Origin of the sequence: Paraburkholderia acidipaludis NBRC 101816 (assembly GCF_000684975.1) — a bacterium.
GTDB classification, from domain to species: domain Bacteria; phylum Pseudomonadota; class Gammaproteobacteria; order Burkholderiales; family Burkholderiaceae; genus Paraburkholderia; species Paraburkholderia acidipaludis.
On sequence record NZ_BAXZ01000009.1, the window covers coordinates 214,190 to 236,892 of the forward strand.

Here is a 22,703-nt window from a genome sequence, read left to right on the forward strand (position 1 = left end):
TGCCGATGCTGTTGCTCAACCCCGGCCCGGTCACGCTCACGGAGCGCGTGCGCCGCAGCCTGCTGCAGGAAGACCTGTGCCACCGCGAAAGCGAGTTTTTCGACGTGCAGGAAGAGGCGCGCACGCGCCTCGTGAACGTCTACGGCCTCGATGCTGCCCAGTGGCAAGCCGTGCTGATGACGGGCTCCGGCACGGCTGCGGTCGAAAGCATGATTGCGTCGCTCGTGCCCGAAAGCGGCAAGCTGCTGATCGTCGAGAATGGCGTGTACGGCGAGCGCATCACGGAGATCGCGAAGCAGTACGGCATTGCGCATGAAGTGGCGAAGCACGACTGGATGCAGGCCCCCGACCTCGCTCGCATCGTCGATCATCTCGATGCCGACCGCGCGATCACGCATGTCGCGATCATCCATCACGAAACCACCACGGGGCGCCTGAACGATCTGCGTGCGCTTGGCGAGGCCTGCCGCGCGCACGGCGTGCAGATGCTGGTGGACGGCGTGAGCAGCTTCGGCGCCGAAGCGATCGACTTCAACGACGCGAGCATCGCCGCCGTGGCCGCGACGGCGAACAAGTGCCTGCACGGCGTGCCGGGCGCGGCGTTCGTGATCGCGCGCCGCGCGGCGCTCGCCACGGCGGCGAGCCGTACCTACTACCTCGACCTCAAGCGCCTCGCCACGCTGCAGGACCAGCGCAACACGCCGTTCACGCCTTCGGTGCACGCGTACTATGCGCTCGTCGAAGCGCTGCGCGAGCTGGCCGACGAGGGCGGCTGGCAGGCACGCCACGCGCGCTATGCGGCGCTTTCGGAGCAGGTGCGCGCGGGGCTCGCGGCGCGCGGCATGGCGAGCGTGCTGCCGAAGGACGAATCGTCGGTGGTGCTGCGGGCGTTCCGGCTGCCGCAGGGTATCGACTATCCGAAGCTGCACGACGCGCTGAAGGTGCGCGGCTTCGTGATCTACGCGGGGCAGGGCGGTCTTTCGGCGGAACTGTTCCGCATCTCGACGATGGGCGACATCCACGCGGCGGATATCGAGCGTTTGCTGGCGGCGTTCGACGAGATCGTGCGGTGAACTACCGACGGTGGCAGTTGCGGCAACTCACGAGCGCGCCCGTTCAATTCGCCGCCCGCTCGTGCGTTGCCGCAACCGGCGCCATTTGCTTCGTCCCGCGCCGCCGCGCCCGCGCCTTCTTCAGCCAGATCAACAAGCCGGTCACGCTGAGCACCGCCACGCACACGCCCGTGAAGCTGATGGCGATGCGGCCCGCGAGTCCCGCGATGCGCCCGGAGTGCAGCGGAAACTGCAGTTGCATGAAGAGGTCGCCCATCGTGCCCCGGCCGGGGATCTGCGCGCCGATCAGCTTGCCCGAGCGCGCGTCCATCACGAGCCACGGATTGCCGAGCCCGGCGTCGCCGTGGCTGTTGCCTGCCGCGAAATACCCCACGCCGTAGATGCCGAGCGCCGGCACGTAGAAGAGGCCGCCGGGCGGCGCGGCGAGCTTCTCGCGCCGGCCGGCCGCGGGCGCGGCGGCCACGATGCGCTCGCGCGCGGCCGCGGCTTCGTCCTCGGTGAGGCGCGGGCCGGGCGCAACGCTGCGGAACGGATCGGGCGCGAGCGTCGAGAACAGCGACACCACAGGCCGCACGACCGGTTCGGCGAGATTCATCGAGACCGACGTGAGCGCGACGATCGTCAGGAGTCCCCATAGCCATACGCCGCCCGAGCGATGCAGGTCGAACGTGAGCGCATAACCGCCGCGCTTCATGCGAAAGACGAACGACTTGCGCCAGCTTTTCAGGCTCGGAAACGCCAGCGCGAGCGCGATAAGCCCGTCGAAGAGCCAGACCATGCCGACAACCCCCATCGCCCAGATGCCGAGATTGACGCCTGCTCGGGTCGGCAGGAACAGCGTGTAGTGAAACTGGTAGAGGCAGGGAATCAGGTTCAGGCGGGCGAGCGAGGGCTTGCCCCACATGCGGCGTCCTTGCACGTCGCCGGCCACGGGGTCGAGCGACACCTCGTTGAAGTCGAGTGCATAGGGTGCCCGGGTAGCCGGGTCGATGCGCGGCTGCACCCGCACGATCAGCGCGCCGCCGGGTTCGACCGAGAGCGGCAGGTACGTGACCTGAACGCGCGGATCGGCCGCTTCGAGGCGCTCGGCCAGTTTCACGGCAGGCAACGGCGGGCCGTCCGTCCGGGCGCGAAAGTACGACGGATTGAGCCAGGCATCCAGTTCGTGGTCCCACGCGATCACCGCGCCGGTGAGTCCGGCAAGGAACAGGAAACCCGCCATGGCGAGGCCGAACCAGCGGTGCAGATGGACCAGCAGGGGTCTCATGCGAGAGTGCGGGCCGGCGCCGCGTCGATTGGAATCACGTCGTATCGATAGTGCAAATGCGAATTGTTCGCATTTTATGCCGATGACGAGACGGGCGCAAGCCAGACGAAAGGCATAGGTGCTTGCAGGCGTGAAGCGCTGCCCGGCCTGAAGGCGAAGACCGGCTACCGCGGCCTACACAGGATCCTTGCTCGGCGGCCCTTCGGGGCGTTGCGGCTCTTCGTTGTGATGGCCCGGCGGCGGAGGGGTGAGCGGGTCGCGCTCGGGGTCGCGCGTCGGATCGGCGAGCGGATCGGGCAGCGGATTCGTATGCGAGCAGATCATCTCGGGTACCTCGTGCGCGGCGCTTCCGCCGTTGCGGCGGGTCCGTTCTTCACTGTACTGCATGGCAACCGCGATGACCACGCGTTCTGCCAAGGCATCCATTGTTGTGAAGATCGCAATGCTGTTTATATGTCATCAGCGTTTCACAATCGCAAGTCTGCCCTTAGACTCCTGCCTTTTTTCGAAATTGGGCGTCGAAGCGGCGCCCGGTTTGTTCTCTCGGAGCGTGGGCATGGGTGCGGCGGTGATTGGGGTGGTGTTTCTGGCGGGTTTGATCGGTGTGCCGTCGCTGTTTGGCCACGGCGATGCCAACGCTAACCCCGCCAAAGCGCAGCCGGCACAACAGGCCGCTACAGTGCCGACACCCCCACCCGCACCGGCGCAGATCGCCGAAGTGGGCGCCGACGCCGCAACGTTTGCCTACACCCGCGCAGGCGAGCGCCCCTGAGGCCGCAAGCTTGCGCTGGCTTTAGAGGTCGCTCAGGTCGGCCGGCGTGTCGACGTCGCGCAGGATGCCGGGGTCGTCCATGTCGATGCGCGTGAGCGGATACGTGGCGAGGAGGGCACGCGCGCCCGCGTCGCCATCCAGCGCGAGCAGCGCCTCGCGATGTTCGAGGCCGAAGCCCACCGGGTGCCCGCGCTGTCCTGCGTAGAACGGCGCGGCGAGCGCGGCGCCTTCGTCGACCGCGCGCGCCACGGCCGCAATGGTTTCCACCGCGATGCGCGGCATGTCGGCGAGCGCAACGATCCAGCTTTCCGCGTCGCCGGCCGCGCTCACGCCTGCCGCCAGGCTTGCGCCCATGCCCCGTGCCGCATCGGCGGAATACACCACGTCGCAGCCCGCTTCGTTGAGCATGCAGGCGAGCGTCTCCGCGCCGGGACGGACCACGGCGATCACCTTGGGTACGACGAGCAGCAGGCGGTGCGCGGCTTCGCGCGCGACGCAGGTGCCCCCGGGCAGCGGGGCGAGGAGTTTGTTGTGCAGACCGTTGGGATCGAAGCGCGATCCGGTGCCGGCGGCGAGCAGCACGCCGGTGGCAAGCGAAGCGTAGGCCATGGTGTGTCTTGCGCGCGAGAAGATCAGGAGTCGATTGTGCGGCGCAAGCGCGTGTGAAGCAAGGCCTGCGAATCAAGCCGCCTTGCCCGCATCCTGGGCGTGCAGGCAAGGCGAATCTCGTCAACCGTGGAGACACGTCATACGGTTGCGCTCTTCTGCGGCACGACCTTGTCGAGCGTGATCGGCAGATCGCGCACGCGCACGCCCGTTGCGTGATACACGGCGTTCGCGATTGCCGCCGGCACGCCGGTAATGCCGATCTCGCCGATGCCGCGCACGCCGAGCGCATTGAAGCGCGTGTCGGGCTGCCCGACGAACAGCACGTCCAGTTCGCCGATGTCGGCATTCACGGGCACGTGGTACTCGGCGAGATTGGCGTTCACGATGCGCCCGAAGCGCGGATCGAGCAGCGCCTCTTCTTCCAGCGCCGTCGCCACGCCCCAGACCATGCCGCCCATCAACTGGCTGCGCGCGGTCTTCTCGTTGAGACGGCTTCCCACGTCGTAGACGCCCACGATGCGCGCGACACGGATCGTGCCGAGATCCGCGTCCACGTGGACTTCGGCGAAGACGGCGCCGAACGAGTGGAACGCGTACTGCTGGCGCTCGCTGCCGGGCTTCGTCGTCGCCACCGCTTCGATCGGCTTGCCGCCCGCGCGCGCGAGAATCGCGGCGGCGGGGTCGCGGCGCGATGAATCGCTGCGGCTCACGACCCAGCCGTCTGCCACCGTGACGTCGCCGGGCGCGGCGCCATAGACCGGCGACGCGCGATCCGCCACCGCGAGCGCAATCAGCTTGTCGCGCACCTGCTGCCCGGCGGCCTGCACGGCGGGCGCGACGCTCGCCGCCGACTGCGAGCCGCCCGAACCCGGCGCGCGCGGCAGCGTCGAGTCGCCCAGCGCGAAGCGGATGCGCTCGGGCGGAAAGCCGAGCGCGTCGGCGGCCACCTGGGTCATCACCGTGTAGGTGCCCGTGCCGAGATCCTGCGTGCCCGACGCGACCATCGCGCTGCCGTCGGGCAGGATGCGCGCGAGCGCGGAGGCTTCGCTGCGGTTCGCGGGATAGGTCGCGCTCGCCATGCCGAGGCCGATCAGCGTATTGCCCTCGCGCATCGAGCGCGGCGTGGCCGTGCGGCGCGACCAGCCGAAGCGCTGCGCGCCCGTCTCGTAGCATTCGCGCAGCGCCTTCGACGACCACGGCTTGCCGTCCTGCGGCTCGGCTTCGGCGTAGTTCTTCAGGCGCAGCGCCACGGGGTCCATCTTCAGCTGCCATGCAAGTTCGTCCATGGCCGATTCGAGCGCGAACGAACCCGTCGTCTCGCCCGGCGCGCGCGTGAAGGTGGGGGTGCCCACGTTGAGTTGTACCAGGCGATGGCTCGTGCTCTGGTTCGGCACTGCATACATCATGCGCGTGACGAGGCCCGACATCTCGGTCCAGTCCTCGAAGGTCGAGGTGTGCGAGTACGTGTCGTGGCGCATGCCGGTGAGCGTGCCGCCCGGGTGCGCCGCGATCCGCAGGTGCTGCTCGGTGCGCGGCCTGCCGCCTACGGAGCCGAACATCTGCGGCCGCGCGAGGGCGAGACGCACGGGCCGCCCCGTTTGCTTCGCGGCCATCGCGCACAGACTCACGTGCGACCATGAAGAGCCCTTGCAGCCGAAGCCGCCGCCGATGAACGGCGAGATCACGCGCACGTGATCGGCAGGAATGCCAAACACCGCGGCAACCGCCGTGCTTGCGCCCGTTACGCCCTGGGTGGCGTCGTAGAGCGTGAGTTCCGGGCCGTCCCAGTGCGCCATCGTCGCGTGCGGCTCCATGGGGTTGTGGAACTGCATCGGCGTCGTGTAGACAGCGTCGAGGCGCACCGCGCCTTCCTGCAGCCCCGCTTCCGGATTGCCGCGCGCCGAATCGGCCGGGCGGTTGGGCTGGCTTGGCGCCGTGTGGGCGGAGGCCTTCGCGCTGGCGAAGTCGAGCGCCGCCGGCGCTGCGGCGTAAGTGATGTTCACGTGGCGCGCGGCGTCGGCGGCATGTTCGAGCGTGTCGGCGACCACTACGGCGACCGGCTCGTTGCTGTAACGCACGACGTTGTCCTGCAGCAGCGTGAGGTGCCGGCCCGCGGGCGGGCTCAGCGGCGGGTGCCCGCCGTTGGGCAGGCGCATCGCGTTCTCATACGTCATCACGAGCAGCACGCCGGGCATCTGCTGCGCACGCTGCGTGTCGATGCTGCCGATCGTGCCGCTCGCCACCGTGCTCGTCACGAGCACGGCATGCGCGAGCCGCGCCTCGGGAAAGTCGGCGGCATAACGGGCGTCGCCGGTGACCTTGAGGATGCCGTCGATGCGGTCGAGCGGCTGGCCGGTGAGGTTGCTCATGCGAAATCTCCTGACTGGCCGGCTGCGAGCAGCACCGAGCGGACGATCGCGCGCTGCGCGAGTCCGACCTTGAACGCATTCCCGTCGAGCGGCTTCGCGCTCGCGAGTTCGGCGCTTGCCGCTTCGCGCAGCGTCGCCGCGCTGAGCGCGTGTCCCGTGATCCGCTGTTCGACGACGCTCGCCCGCCACGGACGATGTGCGACACCGCCCAGCGCGACGCGCGCGGCCCGCACGGTTTTGCCGTCCATCTGCAACGCGGCCGCTACCGAGACGAGCGCGAACGCGTAGCTCGCGCGGTCGCGCACCTTGAGGTAATGCGTGTGATCGCTGAACGCGGGCGGCGGCAGATCGACCGAGGTGATCAGTTCACCCGGCTGCAGTGTCGTGTCGAGATCGGGGCGGTCGCCGGGCAGGCGGTGAAACTGCGCGATGGGAATCGCGCGTGCGCCGCGCGGGCCGCTTACCTGCACGGTCGCATCGAGCGCGGCGAGCGCCACGTTCATGTCGGACGGGTTGACGGCCACGCATTGCGGACTCGCGCCGAGTATCGCGTGCATGCGGTTGAAGCCGCCGATGGCCGCGCAGCCGCTGCCCGGCGCGCGCTTGTTGCACTGGGCGAACGCGGTGTCGTAGAAGTAGCCGCAGCGTGTGCGCTGCATGAGATTGCCGCCCATCGTCGCCATGTTGCGCAATTGCCCCGAGGCGCCCGAGAGCAACGCCTCGGTCAACAGCGGATAACGCGTGCGCACGAGCGCGTGATTGGCCGCATCGCTGTTGCGCACGAGCGCGCCGATGCGCAGGCCGCCGTCCGGCAGCGTCTCGATGTTCTGCAGGGCGTCGATGCGCGTGACGTCGATGAGCGTGACCGGATGCGTCACGCCGCCCTTCATGAGATCGAGCAGGTTCGTGCCGCCGCCGACGAATACCGCGCCCGGCTGTTGCACGGCCGCAATCGCGCAGTTGACGTCGGCGGCGCGCTGGTAGGAGATGGCATCCATGAGAGGCGCCTCCTTCGTCACGCGCTGGCCGCATGCGCATCGCGCACGGCGGCCACGATGTTGGCATAGGCGCCGCAGCGGCAGATATTGCCGCTCATGCGTTCGCGGATTTCGGCATCGGTGAGTTGCATGGGGTGTTCGCGCACGTCGCGCGTGACGGCGCTCGCCGTGCCCGCATTGAACTCGCTGATGCACGCCGTCGCCGAACAGAGCTGCCCCGGCGTGCAGTAGCCGCACTGAAACGCGTCGTGTTCGATGAAGGCGCGCTGCACGGGGCTCAGCGTAGTCGCGTTCGCGAGCCCTTCGACGGTCGTGATGCGTGCGCCCTCGTGCATGACCGCGAGCGTGAGGCACGAGTTGATTCGCCGGCCGTCCGCGAGCACGGTGCATGCGCCGCACTGCCCGCGGTCGCAGCCTTTCTTCGTGCCGGTGAGACCTGCATAGTCGCGCAGCGCATCGAGCAGCGTGACGCGCGGTTCGATGTGCAGCACGTACTCGCGACCGTTGATGTTCAGGTGCACGGGCTGGGCGGGAGCAGGCGTCGGCCGCGGCGCTGCGGTTTCGGCGGCGTTGGGTTCGGTCTGCGCTTGCAGATGCGGCGTGGCGCCCAGCGCGGCGGCAGCGGCCGCCGACTGCAGGAAGCGGCGGCGCGAGACGTCGGTGGGGGTGGCGGCGGGCGTGGGCTTGCCTGCGTCGTCGGGAAGGTCGTGTGACATGGCGTTCGGCGGCTCCATCGAAGGACGGAAACACGCGCACGCGCGGTCGCATGAAGTTGGGCCCGCGGTGCGCGAAATCTGCGAATCTTGCGCGTTTTGCGCATTCTGTCTGGACAGCAATTCCGATGCCGCGAGCCCGCGCTGCGTTGTGCTTTCCTTGCTGATCGCTTACCGGCGAAGCGCGACGCGGCAGGTTCGCGCGATACGCGGCCGGACGAAGGCCCGGCACGCGCATCAGACCAGCACGTTGCGCTTGCCGGAAGCGAAAGTAAAGAGCGGGACTGCGAAACTTTCGTGACTCGTGCGAGTGTGGCGCGGGACTGGCCTATGCATGACCGGCGGCTGACGCGAGGCTGGCAGGGCGGACATAAATCGTCCGGTTGCGTCCGCGGCCAAATATGTAGCACTCCATAAGATGAATGCGGCTTCACGGCTTTCAATTTGCAACCGGCACGATCGCCGCAACCGCTTCCCGCAGCCAACCATGCGCCGGATCGTTCTGGCTGCGCGGGTGCCAGCCCGCGAGCATGGTGAAGCCGCGCGCTTCGAACGGCAGTTCGAAAAGATCGAGGCGGTCGCGGTAGCGTGCGATCAGCCGCTCGGGCAGCGTGGCGAGGTAGTCGGTGCACGCGAGAACCTCGGGCACGAGCGTGAAGTGCTGGACCGACAAGGCCACGCGCCGTGCCCGGCCGAGGGTTTCGAGGTGCTCGTCCATGAAGCCGAAGAAGCTTCCGCCCGAGGTAGAGACGAGCACATGCTCGAAGGCGCAGTAGTCGTCGAGCGTATAGGGTGCGGTGCCGCGCGGATGCCCCTGGCGCTGTGCGGTCACGAAGCGCTCTTCGTAAAGGCGCCGCGCCTTGAGCGTGGGCGGCATCATGCGCTCGGAGCCCAGCAGCAGATCGAGCTCGCCGCGCTCGAAGCGCTCCGCCAGCCCCACGAGTTCTGCCGAGACGAACGCCAGCTGGACATGCGGCCCGGCAAGTCTCGGCCATGCCTGCATGAGCGGCAGGCCCAGCACGGCCACGGCCTGGTCGCTGGCCGCCACGACGAAGCGCCGCGTGTCCGTGTGCGGGTCGAAAACGGGCTGGCGGCGGACCACGGCTTCGAGCGTTCGCAGCGCGGATTGCAGCGGCTCCATCAGTTCGAGCGCGCGGGCGGTGCGTGTCATGCCTCGGCCGTTTGCGGCCGGAATCAGGAGCGGATCGCCGAACAACTGGCGCAGCCGCGCGAGCTGCGCCGAAACGGCGGGCTGCGTGAGATTGAGCCGCGCGGCGGCACGCGTCACGTTCGATTCGGCGAGCAGGGCGTCGAGCGAGACGAGCAGGTTCAGGTCGATGCCGGAGAGATCAGCCACAGTGATAGGTCGAATCGGAGGAATGGATTTCAAGAATAGGTCTTCGGCGCCTACAGTTCAAACCGTCAACTGATCCTGATGGAGACGACCATGAAAGCCTGGATGCTCGACACCCCCGGCCAGCCGCTCGCGCTTCGCGACGAGGCCCGGCCCGAACCGCGCCGCGGCACGCTGCTCGTGCGCATGGAAGCCGTGCCGCTCCTGAGCTACACGCGCCAGTACGTGCAGGGCCGGCTGCCATACGCGTATCCGCCCGGACCGTTCTCGCCGGGCACCAACGGCATTGGGCGCGTAATCGCGGCGGGCGAGGGCGTCTACGGCGGCTATCGCCCCGGCCAGCGCGTCGCGCTGAGCCCCTACTGGGTTGCCGACGAGGCCGTGCGCGAGCCGGAGCAGGCCTTGATCGGCCTGACCGCCATCAGCCCGGGCAGCGCGGCGATGCTGGCGGATTTTCCGCACGGCACCCTGCGTGAAGCCGCCGAATTTCCGGCTTCGACGGTGTTTTCGCTCGACGGCCTCGATGCGGTCCCGTCCGCGCAGCTCGCCGCGCTCGGCAAGCTCGTCGTGCCGTTCGGCGGGCTGCGGCGCGGCCGGCTTGCCGCGGGCGAAACGGTGATCGTGAACGGCGCGGCGGGCGCATTCGGGTCGGCGGCGGTTCTGGGGGCGCTGGCGCTGGGCGCGAGCCGCGTCGTCGCGGTGGGACGCCGCGCCGCGGCGCTCGAATCGATCGCGGCGCGCGCGGGCAAACGCGTCACGACGCTCGCGTTGAGCGGCGACGCCGCGCGCGATATCGCCGCGATCCGCGCGGCCTCGGACGGCGGAGCGGACCTTGCCTTCGACATGGTGGGCCATGCCACCGATCCGGATGCGACGCTCGCCTGCTTGCGCGGCCTGCGCCGCAACGGGCGCATGGTGCTGATGGGCAGTATGGAGTGCGAACTACCTGTCAGCTACCGGGAGATGCTCCTGAACAACTGGGAGCTGATCGGCCACTTCATGTACAGCGGCGCGGATTATCGGACGCTGATCGCGCTGGCGGCGTCGGGGCAATTGACGCTCGATGCGGTGGAGGTGGAGCGCTATCCGCTCGGGCAGCTCGAAACCGCCATCGACGCGGCTGCTGCTGCGGAGGGACTGCGCTGCATCGTGGTGGGGGAAGCGGCGGGCGAAGCGTGAGCCGAACGTCGCGCCGGGCATGCCCGGCGGGACGGGAAAAGAAACCTCAGTCGATACCGTGGAACACGGCGTCGTCCGGGCCGAGATACGCGGGCGGGCGCCACGCGGCGTCGCGCATCGAGTGCTGCACGAGGTTCTCGACGCCCAGCAGCGTCGCGAAGATCGCCATGCGCACCGGAATGCCGTTATCGGTTTGACGGAAGATCGCGAGGCGCGGATCGTGGTTCAGATCCGTCGAAAGATCGTTCGCGCCCGGGCGGCTGTCGCGCGGCAGCGGGTGCATGACCAGCGTTTCGGGGCTGCAGCATTCGTCCATCAGCGCCTGATTGATCTGGAAGTCGGGCGTATAGCCTTCGAACGACTCGTCGGTGAAGCGCTCCTTCTGGATTCGCGTGGCGTACACCACGTCCGCGCCGCGCAGGCCCTCCCGCAGGTCGTGCGTTTGCTCGACCGCGTGGCCGTTGGTCGAGATCTTGTCGACGATGTATGCGGGCATTTCGAGCATGGGCGGCGAGATCAGCGTGAACTTGATGCCGCGATAGAGCGCGAGCAGCTTCACGAGCGAGTGCACCGTGCGGCCGTACTTGAGGTCGCCCACGAGCGCGATATGGGCGCCGTCCACGATCTTGCCGAGGCGCGAGAACTCGCGCTGGATCGTGTAGAGGTCGAGCAGGGCCTGGCTCGGGTGCTCGCCGGGGCCGTCGCCGCCGTTGATCACGGGGATGTTCACGGCACGCGCGAATTCGGCCACCGAGCCTTGATCAGGATGCCGAATCACCATCGCGTCGACGTAACCCGCCATCACGCGGCTCGTATCGTAGATCGATTCGCCCTTCGCCATCGACGAGAACGTGAAGCCCGTCGTGTCGCACACCGAACCGCCCAGACGGCAGAACGCCGCGCCGAAGCTCACGCGCGTGCGCGTGCTCGCTTCGAAGAACAGGTTGCCCAGCACCGCGCCTTCGAGCACGCGCGAGATTTTGCGGCGGCGCGCGATGGGCTGCATGATGTCGGCCACGCGGAACAGAGCCTCGACGGCATCCCGCGAGAACTGGTCCACGGAGAGCAGCTGCGGTTTGCCTTCGAACTGCATCTGGCTGGCGAGCGAATGCGGGTCTACGCTTTGCGTATAGCCTTCGCGCGGCTCGCCGTTGCCGACGATTTCCGAAACGAAGCGCTCGACGATCTCCGGCATGGCCCGCGATTCCTGCGATTCTTCGGGCAGGAGCCAGGTGTCGAGCGCCCGGCGCGACACGCCGATGCGGCTCGCGAACGCGTCGCGGGTCATGTTCAGACGCCGCATGGCGTCGCGGAGGAAGGCTTGTTGCGGAACGCTCATGCAGGCACCTCTGAGTCGGGTTGATGTACGCGGTGCGTATATTAGTTCGGCGCCGTCAGAAGTCAAGCGCTTTTCTCGGGCGGTATGCGATCCGAGCTTCCGGCAAGCAGGTTGCCGCCGCGCTCCTGATATTGAGATGCCGGATTTTGCGACGCCGCGATAATCGCGCCTTTGTGTTCGTCCTGGCGGGTCGCTACCCGTCACCGCCTCCTCGATGTCCGTTCTCCTTTCGTTTTCTTGTTACCTCGATACGGCCGCGCGTGCCGTATCGCGTCGCGGGGGCCGCTCGTGAAGTCGCCTTGGTCTGCGTTTTGGTCTGCGCTTTGGTCTGATTCGGTCGACGATCTCGCGGGCCGCGACACGCGTTTCGTCACCCAGCGCACCGCCCGACGCACCGCCGTCGCCGCCGCGCTGACGACGGCCGCGCTCGCCCTCGCGGGCGGTGTCGCGGTCGGCCGCTACCTGGCGCTGGCGCCGTCGCCGGTTGCGAATGCCGCCGCGGCGGCGGACGGGCCGGACCAGCATCGCTACGTCGTGGACGAGCTGGGGCGGATGAACGCGTCGATCGAGCTGCTCGATCCGCGCATCGAACGCCTTGCCAGCCAGCTTGCCGAACTGCATGCGTTCGATCAGCGCCTGCGTGCGCAGCCGCCTCGCGGCGTCATTGCTACGCCGGCGCCGACCCCGGCAGGGTCCGGCGACAGCGACGAAGGCGGCGAGGGCGGGCCGCTGCTCGCGCCGCGCCATTGCGCCGGCGCGGCTTCGGCGCCGGCGGCCGCGCGCGCGAACGAGCAGACGACGCGCGGCGAGCTCGACTGCCTGTCCGCGACCGTTTCGGCGCTGGAGCACGCGGTCGCGCTACACGAGGCGGCCTTCAGCGCGTTCCCGGGAAGGAAGCCGCTCGTGGACGGCCGCTTCGGCTCGCCCTTCGGCAACCGCATCGACCCGTTCACGCATCGCCTGAGCTTCCATCCGGGCGTCGATCTCGTCGCGCCGACCGGCACGCCCATCCTCGCGGCCGCCGGTGGCCGCGTGATCTACGCGGGGCCAAAGGCCGGCTATGGCAATGCGGTGGAGATCGATCACGGCAACGGCTTTCACACGCGCTATGGGCATGCGTCGAAGATCGACGTGCAGGTCGGCCAGATCGTGCTGCCGCTCGAACATATCGCCGACGTGGGCTCGACGGGCCGCTCGACAGGGCCGCACCTGCATTTCGAGGTGCTCGTGGACGGCGCACCCGTCAATCCGGCCGACTATCTCGCGCTATTCGGAGCCCGCGCCAATGGTTGAACGACGCCTCGCACGGGTCCGCGCGAACGCGGCCCGCGCTTACGAACTGCAGCCGGTCCGCTCGCGCGCCGCGCGCCTGACCGCGGTGCTGGCATGGACGGTCGTAACGGCCGTGGCCAGCGCGGCCCTGATGGCGTGGTCGCTGGAGCGCGGCGCCCCGGCGCGCTGTCCGTCCGGCACGCCGGACAGCTTGCACGAGGCGCTGGCGAACGCGCAGTTCGGACTGGAGCAGGAGCGCGCCGCTCGCGCGGCGCTGCAGAAGTCGGCCGATGCCGCGCAGGCCGACGTCGCGAAGCTGCAGGGGGAACTCTTGTTCCTGCGCAGCCACGGCGGCCGCTGAAGGCGGCTCGTGCGGCAAAGCATATTCAACGGTGGTCATTCATGTTCGGCAAGAAAAAAGCACAGGCAGGCATTCAGCACACCAAACTTGCGACGCTGATCGCGCAGGACGTCAGCATCGCAGGCGATATCGAATTCAGCGACGGGTTGCGGCTCGACGGCACGATTCGCGGCAACGTCACCGGAAAGCCGGGGACGGAGTCCCTGCTCGTGCTGAGCGAGTGCTGCACGATAGAAGGCAACGTGCACGGCTACGACATCGTGGTGAACGGGCATATCGTCGGCGACGTGATCGCGGATCACTTCGTCGAACTCAAGGCGAACGCGCATGTCACGGGCAATATTCGCTACCTCCAGCTGCAGATGGAGTGCGGCGCGACCGTGGAGGGCAAGCTGACCAAACGCGACGCCGCCGCGCCGGATTTGCTGCTTCATGCGCCCTTGCCTCACGGGCGCATGGAGCAGCCGCAGCCGTGGGACGAGACACCCGCCTGAGGCGCTGTGCCCGCCGCCGTGTCCGTGCAGGCGCGTGCGTGCGCGGACAATCCCGGTTACACTGTCGCGCATGTCACGCACCGCCTCCTGCCGCCTCTGTTCGTCTGCCGTCGCCGCTTCGCGCGCGACGCTTGCGTTCGTGCGTGCTTCGTCGGCTTGCGTGAACGCCAAAGCCAAAAAACAGCTGCTCATCTGACCGGAGCCTGCTGTTCCGTCGTCAGATGTGCGACGGAACAGCCAGCCCCGCCTACCGCGTTATCCCCGGCTCGCTTCCCTTCTGCGCATGGCTCGACGGACCTTTCGATACGGTCGGTTCAAGGGAAAGTCATGTCCATTTTTTCGGGTATCTGGATTCCGCTCATTACGCCTTTCAACGCCGGCGAGGTCGATCACGCCGCGCTCGACGCGCTCGTGCGCCATTACACGCGGGCCGGCGTGGCCGGTTTCGTGGCGCTGGGCACAACGGGCGAGCCTGCCGCGCTCGACGCGCGCGAACAGGACGCCGTGCTCGCCACGGTGCTGGCCGCGGCGGACGGCGTGCCGGTAGTCGCCGGCGTGAGCGGGAACCATACGGCCTCGGTATGCGAGCGCGTCGCCGAGCTGAACACCCAGCCCATCGCGGGCGTGCTGGCGGCTGCGCCGTACTACATCCGGCCGTCGCAGGCAGGTGTGCTGGGCCATTTCGCGGCCATCGCCGATGCGAGCCGCAAGCCGGTGATTCTCTACGACATTCCCGCACGCACGGGGGTGCAGCTCGAATTGCCGACGCTGCTCGAGCTCGCCAATCACGAACGCATCGTAGCGGTGAAGGATTGTGGCGGTTCGCTCGACAAGACGCTTTCGCTGATTCTGGATGGGCGTCTGCGGGTGCTCTGCGGTGAGGACATCGAGATGTTCGGTGTCCTGTGTGCCGGCGGCAGCGGCGCCATCGCGGCGTCGGCGCATCTGTGCACGGAGCGCTTCGTGGCGTTGGCGGGCATGGTGAGCGAGGGGCGGCTGGCCGAAGCGCGCTCGCTGTGGCATTCCCTCGTGCCGATCGTTCGCGCGGCGTTTGCGGAGCCGAATCCCGCGCCCGTGAAGGCGGCGCTCGCGCGTTGCGGGCTGATCCGCAACGAACTGCGCGCGCCCATGACGCGCGCGAGCGCGGCGCTCGAAGCCGAATTGGGGACGAGGGTGGCGTAGTGGCGGCGTAATTCGCGCGCGCCGGAACGGGTGCGAACCCGTAGCCGGCAGCCGGAAAGGCTCGGACGAGCGCGCTGCCGCGCGTTCAGCGCGCGGCGCGCGTATTCGAGCGAGTGCCTGAGGAGGTGCCCGAGCGCGCGCGCCGGCGCCCGCGGCCGCGCTCGGGTTCGGCGGGTTCGCCGTTCAGTACGATGCGGCGGCCGGGCACGTGCGCGGCCACGAGGCGGGCGATGTCGAGCGCCGAGCTTTCGGCGGGCACGACCTGGCGGCGCGCGCCGTCGTCAAGCGGCGTGGTCCATTCGACAAGCAGGCAAGGCCGGCCCCACGGTTGCGGGAGGGGTCCCGAAACCCGGCAGCTCGCGACGTTCGCCCGCGCGCCGTCGTCCAGCAGCGTTTGCAGGTGCATCAGCACGTCGTCTTCAACCATGAACTGGCTCCTTCGTTCTACTTGACTTGCCAGGTAGCGCCGCCGCGCGGCAAGCTGCGGCGCCGTACAAAAAAACGCCGCCGATGTTCCGGCGGCTCAACAGGGGTGATCGTATGGTTACAGCGAAGAATTAAACGAGTCTTAAGAGCGCGTGCGACTGACGACGAACAAAAGGACGCAAAGAAGGGGCGCAAACAAGGACGCAAACGCGCGCGGAGGATGGGCGCGCGAAGTCCCGCGCTGGCCGGGCGCGCAGCGCGTGAAATCCAGATAGTGGGAGAGAGGAGCGCGCCTCGGGTGCTTTTCGGCGCTCAGTGGGGCTTAGTGCGGCTTACTGTTCTTTTCGCGCAGCGTCGCTCTTACCTTGCGTGCGGCGAACAGCGGCAGATAGTCCTGAATATTGGCTTCGGCGCGGTAACTGTCGAGCGTGTCGGCGTAGAGGCGCGCGACGGTTTCCTCCGGCGTATTGGTTTCCGTGGCGATAGTGTGGACGATTTGCGTGGCATCGGCTTGAGGCATGGGGAATCTCCAGTCAGCGGGGCAAAGCGGAAGGCTTCCATTAGAGGACACGGTTGCGCCGGATGCCAATTGAAACCGCCTATGAAAGAAGCCCTGAGGAAATGAAGTGCGGGATGCCTTGCCGGCATGATGGGCCGCAGTGTCGCGCGCAGCGGCGGGTGTGCCCCGTGCGGCAAGGGGCGGCCGCGATGCGACCGCCCCCGTCGGCTTACGTCAGGACACCTCGGATCACGCCACGTTTTCGAGCGCGGGATAGTCGGTGTAACCCGTTTCGCCGCGTGCGTAGTAGGTGGACGGATTCGGCGTGTTGAGCTCCGCGTTCAGCTCGAAGCGGCGCGGCAGGTCCGGGTTGGCGATGAAGGGCTGGCCCCAGGCCACGGCGTCGGCTTCGCCGGCGGCGAGCACGGCCTGGGCCGATTCCAGCGTGAACTTTTCGTTGGCGATGAAGGGGCCGCCGAATTCGGCCTTCAGTTGCGGGCCGAGGCGATTGTCGCCCAGCGACTCGCGCGCGCAGATGAACGCGATCTTGCGCTTGCCGAGTTCGCGCGCGACGTAGCCGAAGGTCGCGGCGGGATTCGAGTCGCCCATCGTGTGCGCATCGCCGCGCGGCGCGAGATGCACGGCCACGCGCCCTGCGCCCCAGACGTCGATGCAGGCGTCGGTGATTTCGAGCAGCAGACGCGCGCGGTTTTCGATCGAACCGCCATAGGCGTCCGTGCGATGGTTCGTGCTGTCCTGCAGGAACTGATCGATCAGGTAGCCGTTCGCGCCGTGCACCTCGACGCCGTCGAAGCCCGCCGCCTTCGCGTTTTCGGCGCCCAGGCGGAACGCGGCGACGATGCCGGGGATTTCATCGGTTTCGAGCGCGCGCGGCGTCACATAGGCGCGCTGCGGACGCACGAGACTCACGTGGCCCTGCGCCGCGATTGCGCTGGGGGCAACCGGCAGCTCGCCGTCGAGGAAGATGGGGTCCGACACGCGGCCCACATGCCAGAGCTGCAGGAAGATGCGGCCGCCGGCCGCGTGCACGGCGTCGGTCACGAGCTTCCAGCCCGCCACCTGTTCCTGCGACCAGATGCCCGGCGTTTCGGCGTAGCCGATGCCCTGCGGCGTCACCGAAGTCGCTTCGCTGATGATGAGGCCGGCCGATGCGCGCTCGGCGTAGTACTTCGCCATGAGCGTATTGGGCACGCGAGCTTCGCCCGCGCGCTGGCGCGTGAGCGGTGCCATGACGATGCGATTGGGGAGCGTGAGCGCGCCGATCTGAATGGGGTCGAAAAGGGTTGCCATGTTTCACCTTGGGCGGGCATGGCCCGCGAACGGGATGGACTACGAACGAAAGGACGATGGCCCCGTTACAACTGTGCGTTCACGTGAGCGAGAAACGCCTCGATGACCGCTTCGTTGCGCTTGAAAAAGACCCACTGGCCGATCCGCTTCGACGACACGAGCCCCGCTTTCTGGAGCACCGCGAGGTGAGCGGAGACGGTGGATTGCGACAGCCCGCAGCGCGCGTCGATCTTGCCGGCGCACACGCCCTGGTCGAGCGGCAGTTCCTGATCCGCGAAATACGCCTGCGGCTCGCGCAGCCACGCCAGGATCTCGCGCCGCATGGGGTTGGCGAGAGCCTTGTGGATGGCGTCGACGTCGAGCGTGACAGGGGCGGATGCGGGTTTCTTCATGGGGGGAACATCGTAGCTGAACGAAGTGTATATCGTAATTCTACGATATGAGCGATTGACCGGATTTCAAGAGGGGGTTTTCTGATGATAGGAAACAACCAGCTCTGTTGGGTGAGCAGGCTACCGCCTGCACCGGATCTTCTCGAAGGCCGGCATCAACGCGATTCGCCTTCCCACGCGCATCGCTGAACTCAAGTTATCCCGGCATCCGCCGATATCACAAAGACCGCACGGGTGTTCCTGATGAGCAGGTCGGCCGTTTCCCAGGCGGCGCAATCCGCCTCGACCAAACATCATACGAAACGTAGTGCCAGGCCGTGGTCACCGGTTTGGATAACTAACGAACGTGCCGTGTTGGAAGACGAGAAGTTAAAGACAAAGACTCCAGGCGAAAGATGACGAAGATGGCTTCTCCGAATCAATACCCCAGGCAAAAAGCGCTCGTCCTCGCCCTGGGCGCAGCGATAGCCAGCATGGTGTCGCTGCATGCCGCGGCCAGTTGCTCGGTCACCTCCATCGACATCGGCGCGAACTGGGCCTGGAGCGCGGGCGACTGCTCGATTATTTCCGGCGAGAATATCTATAACAATGCCAACTCGGGCCTGGTCGCGTCCGGCAGCGTCGGCACCTTGACCAACAACGGCACCATCGGCGGTTACACGTTTGGGCTCTACAATTCCGGCACCATCGCGTCGATAACCAATAACGATGGCGGTTCGATCTTCGCGCGGAGCCAATACCCGGGTTCCGCCGCGCTGAATAACGCCGGCGGCGCCACCATCGTCTCCCTGACCAATAATTCCGGCGGCACGATCAGCAGCGGCAGCACGGGGATACGCAACTCCGGAAGTATCGGCACGCTCACCAATAGCGGCAACATCAACGGTGGCGTCGGCGGCATCGGTTATGCGTTTTTCGCCGGTATCGTCAATAGCGGCTATATCGGTACGCTGACCAACAATAGCGGCGGGGTGATCGAGGGAAATAACTCCGGGATCGTGAACCAGGGCGGTACGATCGGTGTTCTGGCCAATAGCGGCAGCATCAGCGGCGGCTCATTCGGTATCGACAATACGCTGGGCTCGATCGGCACGCTGACCAACAACAGCGGCGGGAGCATCACCGGCGGCACGAACGTCAGTGGCGGTGTGGCCATTGCCAATAGCGGCAGTATCGGCACCCTCACCAACATAGGCTGGATCTACGGCGGCAGTATCGGCGTCAATAACAGCGGTACGATCAGTGTCCTCGACAATAATGCTTCGCTCCTGGGCGGCGACACGGCCATTGTCAATAGCGGACATATCGGGGTCCTGACCAATGTCGGCACCATCGGGGCAAGCGGTCCGGCCATTGCCAATAGCGGCACGATCGGCACCTTGACCAACAGCGGCCATATCCAGAGCACGCTGGGGACCGCGATCAGCAATAGCAGCATCGGATCCATCGGCGTGCTGACCAACACCAGCACCGGCACCATCGTCGGCGACATGAGCATCGACAATGCCGGTGTGATCGGCTCGGTGGCCAATGCCGGCACCATTGCCGGAACGTGGGCCATTTTCAACGAGACGACCGGCACGCTGGGCACCCTCTCCAACTCGGGCGTGATTGCCGGCAATATCGTCAATCTGTCCAGCCGGGATTGGGTGATAAACGGCGGCACCGGCTCGACCTTCGGTACGCTGACCGGCTCCGCTTACAACGATGGCTTCGGCGGCATCGGGGCAAGCAATATCGCCACGATCACCAATACTCAGTCGAACTTGACGTTCGGCTCCGGCAACCTGTTGCTGAACGACAAGATCAACGTCGGCAGCAATACCGTGAACAATATCGGTGCGTCGCTGCAGGTCAACAATACGATCCACATCACCGGCAACTATAACCAGAGCGCCGCGGCCAATCTGTTGATCGGCGTGGCGAATGGCGCGGTGACGACCGGTTCGAGCAGCACCGACAGCGGCTACGGCCGCCTGGTGGTGTCCGGCGACGCAACGATCGCAGCGGGTTCCTCGGTGAGCCTGAAGGCGCTGAGCACCTATGCATTCGCCGTGGGCCAGCGTTTCGTGGTGGTGCAGGCAGGGGGCAGCGGCACCAACTACAACCAGGCCAGCCTGAACTACGCGGCGAGCGGTTTCACCGGTTCGATCACGGGAACGAGCGTGACGGACGGCAGCAACAAAGACCTGGTCCTGACCTTGGCGGCGGCGCCGACGCCCACCCCGACTCCGTCGCCGACGCCCACGCCCACGCCCACTCCAAGTCCATCGCCGACGCCTACCCCGACGCCAACGCCGACACCCACCCCGACGCCGTCGCCAACACCGACGCCAACGCCAACGCCGACACCCGCCCCCGCGATTCCGGCGACCGCGCCGAACGCGATCTCCTCGCTGACCGGGCTGACCCACTACACCGGCGTCAATCCGGCACTGCTGAACCTGTTCGACGCCGCCATTGCGCTGAATGCGACGGGTTCGGCCGGGTCCGCGAACAAGGCCGGCACGCAATTGAGCCCTGTCCAGCAGGCGAGCGCCGCGACGGCTGCGGCCGCGCCGACGCTGGACGTATTGAACGTGGTGGCGGCGCACGCGGACAGTCTGCGCCTGGCTCAAGCCGAAGGCGACGGCGGCAACGGAAGCGGAATCTCGACGGGCGAGGGCGCGCCGGCCTGGGCGATGTGGGGCCAGGCCTTCGGCGGCCATGCCAGCCAGAGCGAGCGCGACAATGTGCCGGGCTACAGCGCGAACTACGGCGGTCTGCTGCTGGGCATCGACAAGGCGATCAACGAGAAATGGCGCGTCGGCGGCGTGTTCTCTTACAGCAATACGCTGGTCGACGATACCGACGACGCTGCAGGCGACAGCACACGGGTCAACGCCTACGGGTTGATCGGCTATGCGAGCTATTCCGGCCAGCCGTGGTACGTCAATCTGTCCGGCGGCGTGGTGCAGCAGGTGTACGACACCAGCCGGCTGGTCGACTTCACGGGCTTCGGCAGCAACGCAACCGGGCATTTCAGCGGTCAGCAGTACGTTGCGCGAGTGGAAGGCGGTTATCCGCTGGCGCTGGGGTCGATGACGTTCACGCCTCTGGCGAGCCTGATGTACACCAACCTGCACCAGGAAGGCTATACGGAGAGCGGCGGCAACGGCGCCGCGCTGTCGGTCGACGCGACGCATTCGGCGTCGGTCAAGAGCGGATTGGGCTTCAAGCTGGAGCAGGGCTTTGCGACCCGATACGGCGACCTGGTGCCGGATCTGCAATTGCAATGGATCCACGAATACGACCATACGCAACAGGTGACCGGCGCCGGCTATGCGGTCGATCCGAGCCAGACGGCATTCACCATGGTCGGGGCAACGCCTGTTTCGGACGTGGCCGATGTGTCCGTCGGCGTCACCTTGCTGCGCGCCAGCAACCTGAGTGTGACCCTGCGCTACGAGCTGCAGGCGGGCGGCGGTTTTGTGTCACAGACCGGCAGTTTGCGCTTGCGCCAGTTGTTCTAGGCGACTCCCGCGAGTCGGCCGGTGCGAGCCTCGGCCGGCTTCGGACCCGGTTCCGGCCCGGTGCACAATCTGTAATCCGGAAATGAGCGAGAGAAGCATGTCGGAAGAATTTGACGCATTGGGACCGGATCGCGCCGATAAAGTCTCGAATATCACCGCGGCGATCGCGCGGCAAGCCGGACGCCATCCTGCCGCTCCCGCTCTTATCCTGTCGGACCGCGTAATCAGTTACCGCGAGATGATGGCGGCCATCCATGCCAACGCATGGGAATTGCTGAACCAGGGTGTGCGGCCGGGCCAGGTGCTCGGGGTATCGATGCTGCAAACGCCGCATCATCTGGTGACGCTTCTGGCGATCGCCCTGATCGGTGCGGTATCCGTGCCGGTGCACGCCGCGCTGCCGGCGGAGCGGCGTTATCTGGCGGCCCGGCGCTTTGCGGTTTCCGCGATCGTATCCGGCCGGTCCGACCAGCAACTGGAAGGCATTCCTTTCATTTTGCTCAAGCCGATCGACCTCACCGCTGCCGTGCCTCCTCTGCCGCCCAGTACGACCCAACCGGGCGACCTTTGCAGACTGGTCCTTTCCTCCGGCACCAGCGGCGATCCCAAAGGGGTGATGTGCACGCACGGCTATTTCCTCGATCGGGTCGACAAGTCTCCCTACGCCTGTACCCCGCAATCGCGCCTGCTGGCGACGGACTTCAATTACGGCGGTTTCGGGCATGCGATGCGGATGCTGATCGGCGGCGGCGCGATCGTGTTGCCGCCCGCGAACGAGCCCGCCAGTCAGGCCTACATGGTGCGCTCGCATAGCGTGACGCATTGGCTGCTGTCGCCGTCGATGGCGGAAGATATTCTGCCCCTGCTCGAGGACGACGATGTCCATTTCCCGTCCCTCGTCTACTTGCAGATACTCGGCGCCGCGCCCGGCAAGCGCCTGCTGGATGCGCTTTTCGCGCGGTTTACGCCGCATGTCTACGTGACCTACAGCACGTCGGAGGTCGGGCCCGTTGCGCTGACCACGCCGGAACTACTGCGGCAAATCCCGGAAAGCGCCGGCCGCCCTTGCGCCTGGGTCAATCTGGAAATCGTCGACGACAACGATCGGCCGGTTCCGGCCGGGCAAGTGGGCCGCTTGCGGATGAAATGGGACGGTATGTTCACCGAGTACTATCGCGATCCGGCGCTGACCGCGGAGCGTTTTCGCGACGGCTGGTTCTATCCCAGGGATAGCGCACGGCTCGATGAGCAGGGGCTGCTCTATATCGAAGGGCGGGAAGACGACGTCGTCAATATCGACGGGAAAAAGGTCTATTTGCGCGAGATCGAAGCGGTCATGCAATCGCACCCGGCTATCCGCGAAGTCGCCGCTTTTTTGGTTAGCAGTCCTGGCAAGCGCAGTTTATTGGCCGCCGCCATACTCGCGGCTGACCCGGCGCCGCCGATCGAAGTACTGCAAGCGTGGGCCCAGGCGAAACTGGGATCGCTTTGCCCGGACAAGCTGTTCTACGTCGACGACTTTCCGCGCACCACGACGCGCAAGATTCTGCGCAATCGGATCGTGTTGCCCCGCACCTAGAC

General features: G+C 67.0%; 20 protein-coding genes and 1 pseudogene. 9 read left to right on the forward strand and 12 right to left on the reverse strand.

What is annotated here, in order from left to right:
* Positions 1 to 5: 5 nt before the first annotated feature.
* Positions 6 to 1,073: a 2-aminoethylphosphonate aminotransferase gene (locus BAC01S_RS12870; protein ID WP_027795133.1), complete on the forward strand. Its 1,068-nt coding sequence runs from the start codon at positions 6 to 8 to the stop codon at positions 1,071 to 1,073.
* A 43-nt stretch (positions 1,074 to 1,116) separates the two neighbouring features.
* On the opposite strand, the gene BAC01S_RS12875 is transcribed toward BAC01S_RS12870, so the two are convergent.
* Both BAC01S_RS12875 and BAC01S_RS31210 read right to left on the reverse strand, forming a co-directional pair.
* Positions 1,117 to 2,340 carry a PepSY-associated TM helix domain-containing protein gene (locus tag BAC01S_RS12875; RefSeq protein ID WP_027795134.1) on the reverse strand — a complete coding sequence of 408 codons (1,224 nt, stop codon included), beginning with the start codon at positions 2,338 to 2,340 and terminating at the stop codon, positions 1,117 to 1,119.
* A gap of 174 nt (positions 2,341 to 2,514) precedes the next feature.
* Positions 2,515 to 2,727 (reverse strand): hypothetical protein, encoded by a 213-nt coding sequence (locus BAC01S_RS31210; protein WP_156954403.1) that lies wholly within the window; start codon positions 2,725 to 2,727, stop codon positions 2,515 to 2,517.
* Between the two features lie 10 nt (positions 2,728 to 2,737).
* Here BAC01S_RS31210 and BAC01S_RS12885 point away from each other — a divergent pair, with 10 nt between their 5' ends.
* Positions 2,738 to 3,112 carry a hypothetical protein gene (locus BAC01S_RS12885; protein WP_043202091.1) on the forward strand — a complete coding sequence of 125 codons (375 nt, stop codon included), beginning with the start codon at positions 2,738 to 2,740 and terminating at the stop codon, positions 3,110 to 3,112.
* A 21-nt stretch (positions 3,113 to 3,133) separates the two neighbouring features.
* Here BAC01S_RS12885 and BAC01S_RS12890 read toward each other — a convergent pair whose 3' ends face one another.
* From BAC01S_RS12890 to BAC01S_RS12910, 5 genes are all read right to left on the reverse strand, one after another.
* On the reverse strand, positions 3,134 to 3,721 hold the full coding sequence (locus tag BAC01S_RS12890; RefSeq protein ID WP_027795136.1) for a nucleotidyltransferase family protein: 588 nt from the start codon (positions 3,719 to 3,721) through the stop codon (positions 3,134 to 3,136).
* 137 nt (positions 3,722 to 3,858) lie between these two features.
* Entirely contained in the window at positions 3,859 to 6,090 is a 2,232-nt protein-coding gene (locus BAC01S_RS12895; protein WP_027795137.1) for a xanthine dehydrogenase family protein molybdopterin-binding subunit, read from the reverse strand.
* Positions 6,087 to 7,088, reverse strand: a complete 1,002-nt coding sequence (locus BAC01S_RS12900; protein ID WP_027795138.1) for an FAD binding domain-containing protein — start codon at positions 7,086 to 7,088, stop codon at positions 6,087 to 6,089. Before BAC01S_RS12900 ends, BAC01S_RS12895 begins: the two co-directional genes overlap by 4 nt.
* 17 nt (positions 7,089 to 7,105) lie before the next feature.
* Positions 7,106 to 7,804, reverse strand: coding sequence for a (2Fe-2S)-binding protein (locus tag BAC01S_RS12905; protein ID WP_043202094.1), 699 nt, complete (start codon positions 7,802 to 7,804; stop codon positions 7,106 to 7,108).
* A 436-nt stretch (positions 7,805 to 8,240) separates the two neighbouring features.
* Positions 8,241 to 9,158, reverse strand: a complete 918-nt coding sequence (locus BAC01S_RS12910; RefSeq protein WP_027795140.1) for a LysR family transcriptional regulator — start codon at positions 9,156 to 9,158, stop codon at positions 8,241 to 8,243.
* Between the two features lie 90 nt (positions 9,159 to 9,248).
* On the opposite strand from BAC01S_RS12910, the gene BAC01S_RS12915 reads away from it, so the two are divergent.
* Complete coding sequence (locus BAC01S_RS12915; protein WP_027795141.1) at positions 9,249 to 10,334, forward strand: zinc-binding dehydrogenase; 1,086 nt, start codon at positions 9,249 to 9,251, stop codon at positions 10,332 to 10,334.
* A gap of 46 nt (positions 10,335 to 10,380) precedes the next feature.
* Here the strand turns inward: BAC01S_RS12915 and BAC01S_RS12920 are convergent, their stop codons facing one another.
* The gene (locus tag BAC01S_RS12920; RefSeq protein ID WP_027795142.1) at positions 10,381 to 11,673 is read right to left on the reverse strand and encodes an aspartate carbamoyltransferase; all 1,293 of its coding nucleotides are present in this window, start codon (positions 11,671 to 11,673) and stop codon (positions 10,381 to 10,383) included.
* Between the two features lie 288 nt (positions 11,674 to 11,961).
* Here BAC01S_RS12920 and BAC01S_RS12925 point away from each other — a divergent pair, with 288 nt between their 5' ends.
* The 4 genes from BAC01S_RS12925 to dapA all read left to right on the forward strand — a co-directional run bounded on the left by BAC01S_RS12925 (position 11,962) and on the right by dapA (position 14,982).
* Positions 11,962 to 12,966 (forward strand): M23 family metallopeptidase, encoded by a 1,005-nt coding sequence (locus tag BAC01S_RS12925; protein ID WP_027795143.1) that lies wholly within the window; start codon positions 11,962 to 11,964, stop codon positions 12,964 to 12,966.
* Complete coding sequence (locus BAC01S_RS31220) at positions 12,959 to 13,306, forward strand: hypothetical protein (protein WP_043202099.1); 348 nt, start codon at positions 12,959 to 12,961, stop codon at positions 13,304 to 13,306. The genes BAC01S_RS12925 and BAC01S_RS31220 overlap by 8 nt, the downstream gene beginning before the upstream one ends.
* Positions 13,307 to 13,347: 41 nt before the next feature.
* Positions 13,348 to 13,800 carry a bactofilin family protein gene (locus BAC01S_RS31225; protein ID WP_043202102.1) on the forward strand — a complete coding sequence of 151 codons (453 nt, stop codon included), beginning with the start codon at positions 13,348 to 13,350 and terminating at the stop codon, positions 13,798 to 13,800.
* Positions 13,801 to 14,127: 327 nt separating this feature from the next.
* On the forward strand, positions 14,128 to 14,982 hold the full coding sequence (gene dapA, locus BAC01S_RS12940) for a 4-hydroxy-tetrahydrodipicolinate synthase (RefSeq protein ID WP_027795144.1): 855 nt from the start codon (positions 14,128 to 14,130) through the stop codon (positions 14,980 to 14,982).
* A 196-nt stretch (positions 14,983 to 15,178) separates the two neighbouring features.
* Here dapA and BAC01S_RS31230 read toward each other — a convergent pair.
* The 4 genes and pseudogenes from BAC01S_RS31230 to BAC01S_RS12960 all read right to left on the reverse strand — a co-directional run.
* A pseudogene (locus BAC01S_RS31230) lies at positions 15,179 to 15,409 on the reverse strand (DUF2866 domain-containing protein); the annotation flags it as partial.
* A 321-nt stretch (positions 15,410 to 15,730) separates the two neighbouring features.
* Complete coding sequence (locus BAC01S_RS12950; RefSeq protein ID WP_027795145.1) at positions 15,731 to 15,928, reverse strand: DUF3562 domain-containing protein; 198 nt, start codon at positions 15,926 to 15,928, stop codon at positions 15,731 to 15,733.
* Between the two features lie 228 nt (positions 15,929 to 16,156).
* Entirely contained in the window at positions 16,157 to 17,218 is a 1,062-nt protein-coding gene (locus BAC01S_RS12955) for an alkene reductase (protein WP_027795146.1), read from the reverse strand.
* 65 nt (positions 17,219 to 17,283) lie between these two features.
* Positions 17,284 to 17,610, reverse strand: coding sequence for an ArsR/SmtB family transcription factor (locus BAC01S_RS12960; RefSeq protein ID WP_027795147.1), 327 nt, complete (start codon positions 17,608 to 17,610; stop codon positions 17,284 to 17,286).
* A gap of 395 nt (positions 17,611 to 18,005) precedes the next feature.
* On the opposite strand from BAC01S_RS12960, the gene BAC01S_RS12965 reads away from it, so the two are divergent.
* A complete protein-coding gene (locus tag BAC01S_RS12965) occupies positions 18,006 to 21,122 on the forward strand; it encodes an autotransporter outer membrane beta-barrel domain-containing protein (protein WP_027795148.1) in 3,117 nt (1,038 codons plus the stop codon).
* Positions 21,123 to 21,219: 97 nt separating this feature from the next.
* The gene (locus tag BAC01S_RS12970) at positions 21,220 to 22,701 is read left to right on the forward strand and encodes a class I adenylate-forming enzyme family protein (protein WP_027795149.1); all 1,482 of its coding nucleotides are present in this window, start codon (positions 21,220 to 21,222) and stop codon (positions 22,699 to 22,701) included.
* The last annotated feature ends 2 nt before the right edge of the window (positions 22,702 to 22,703 follow it).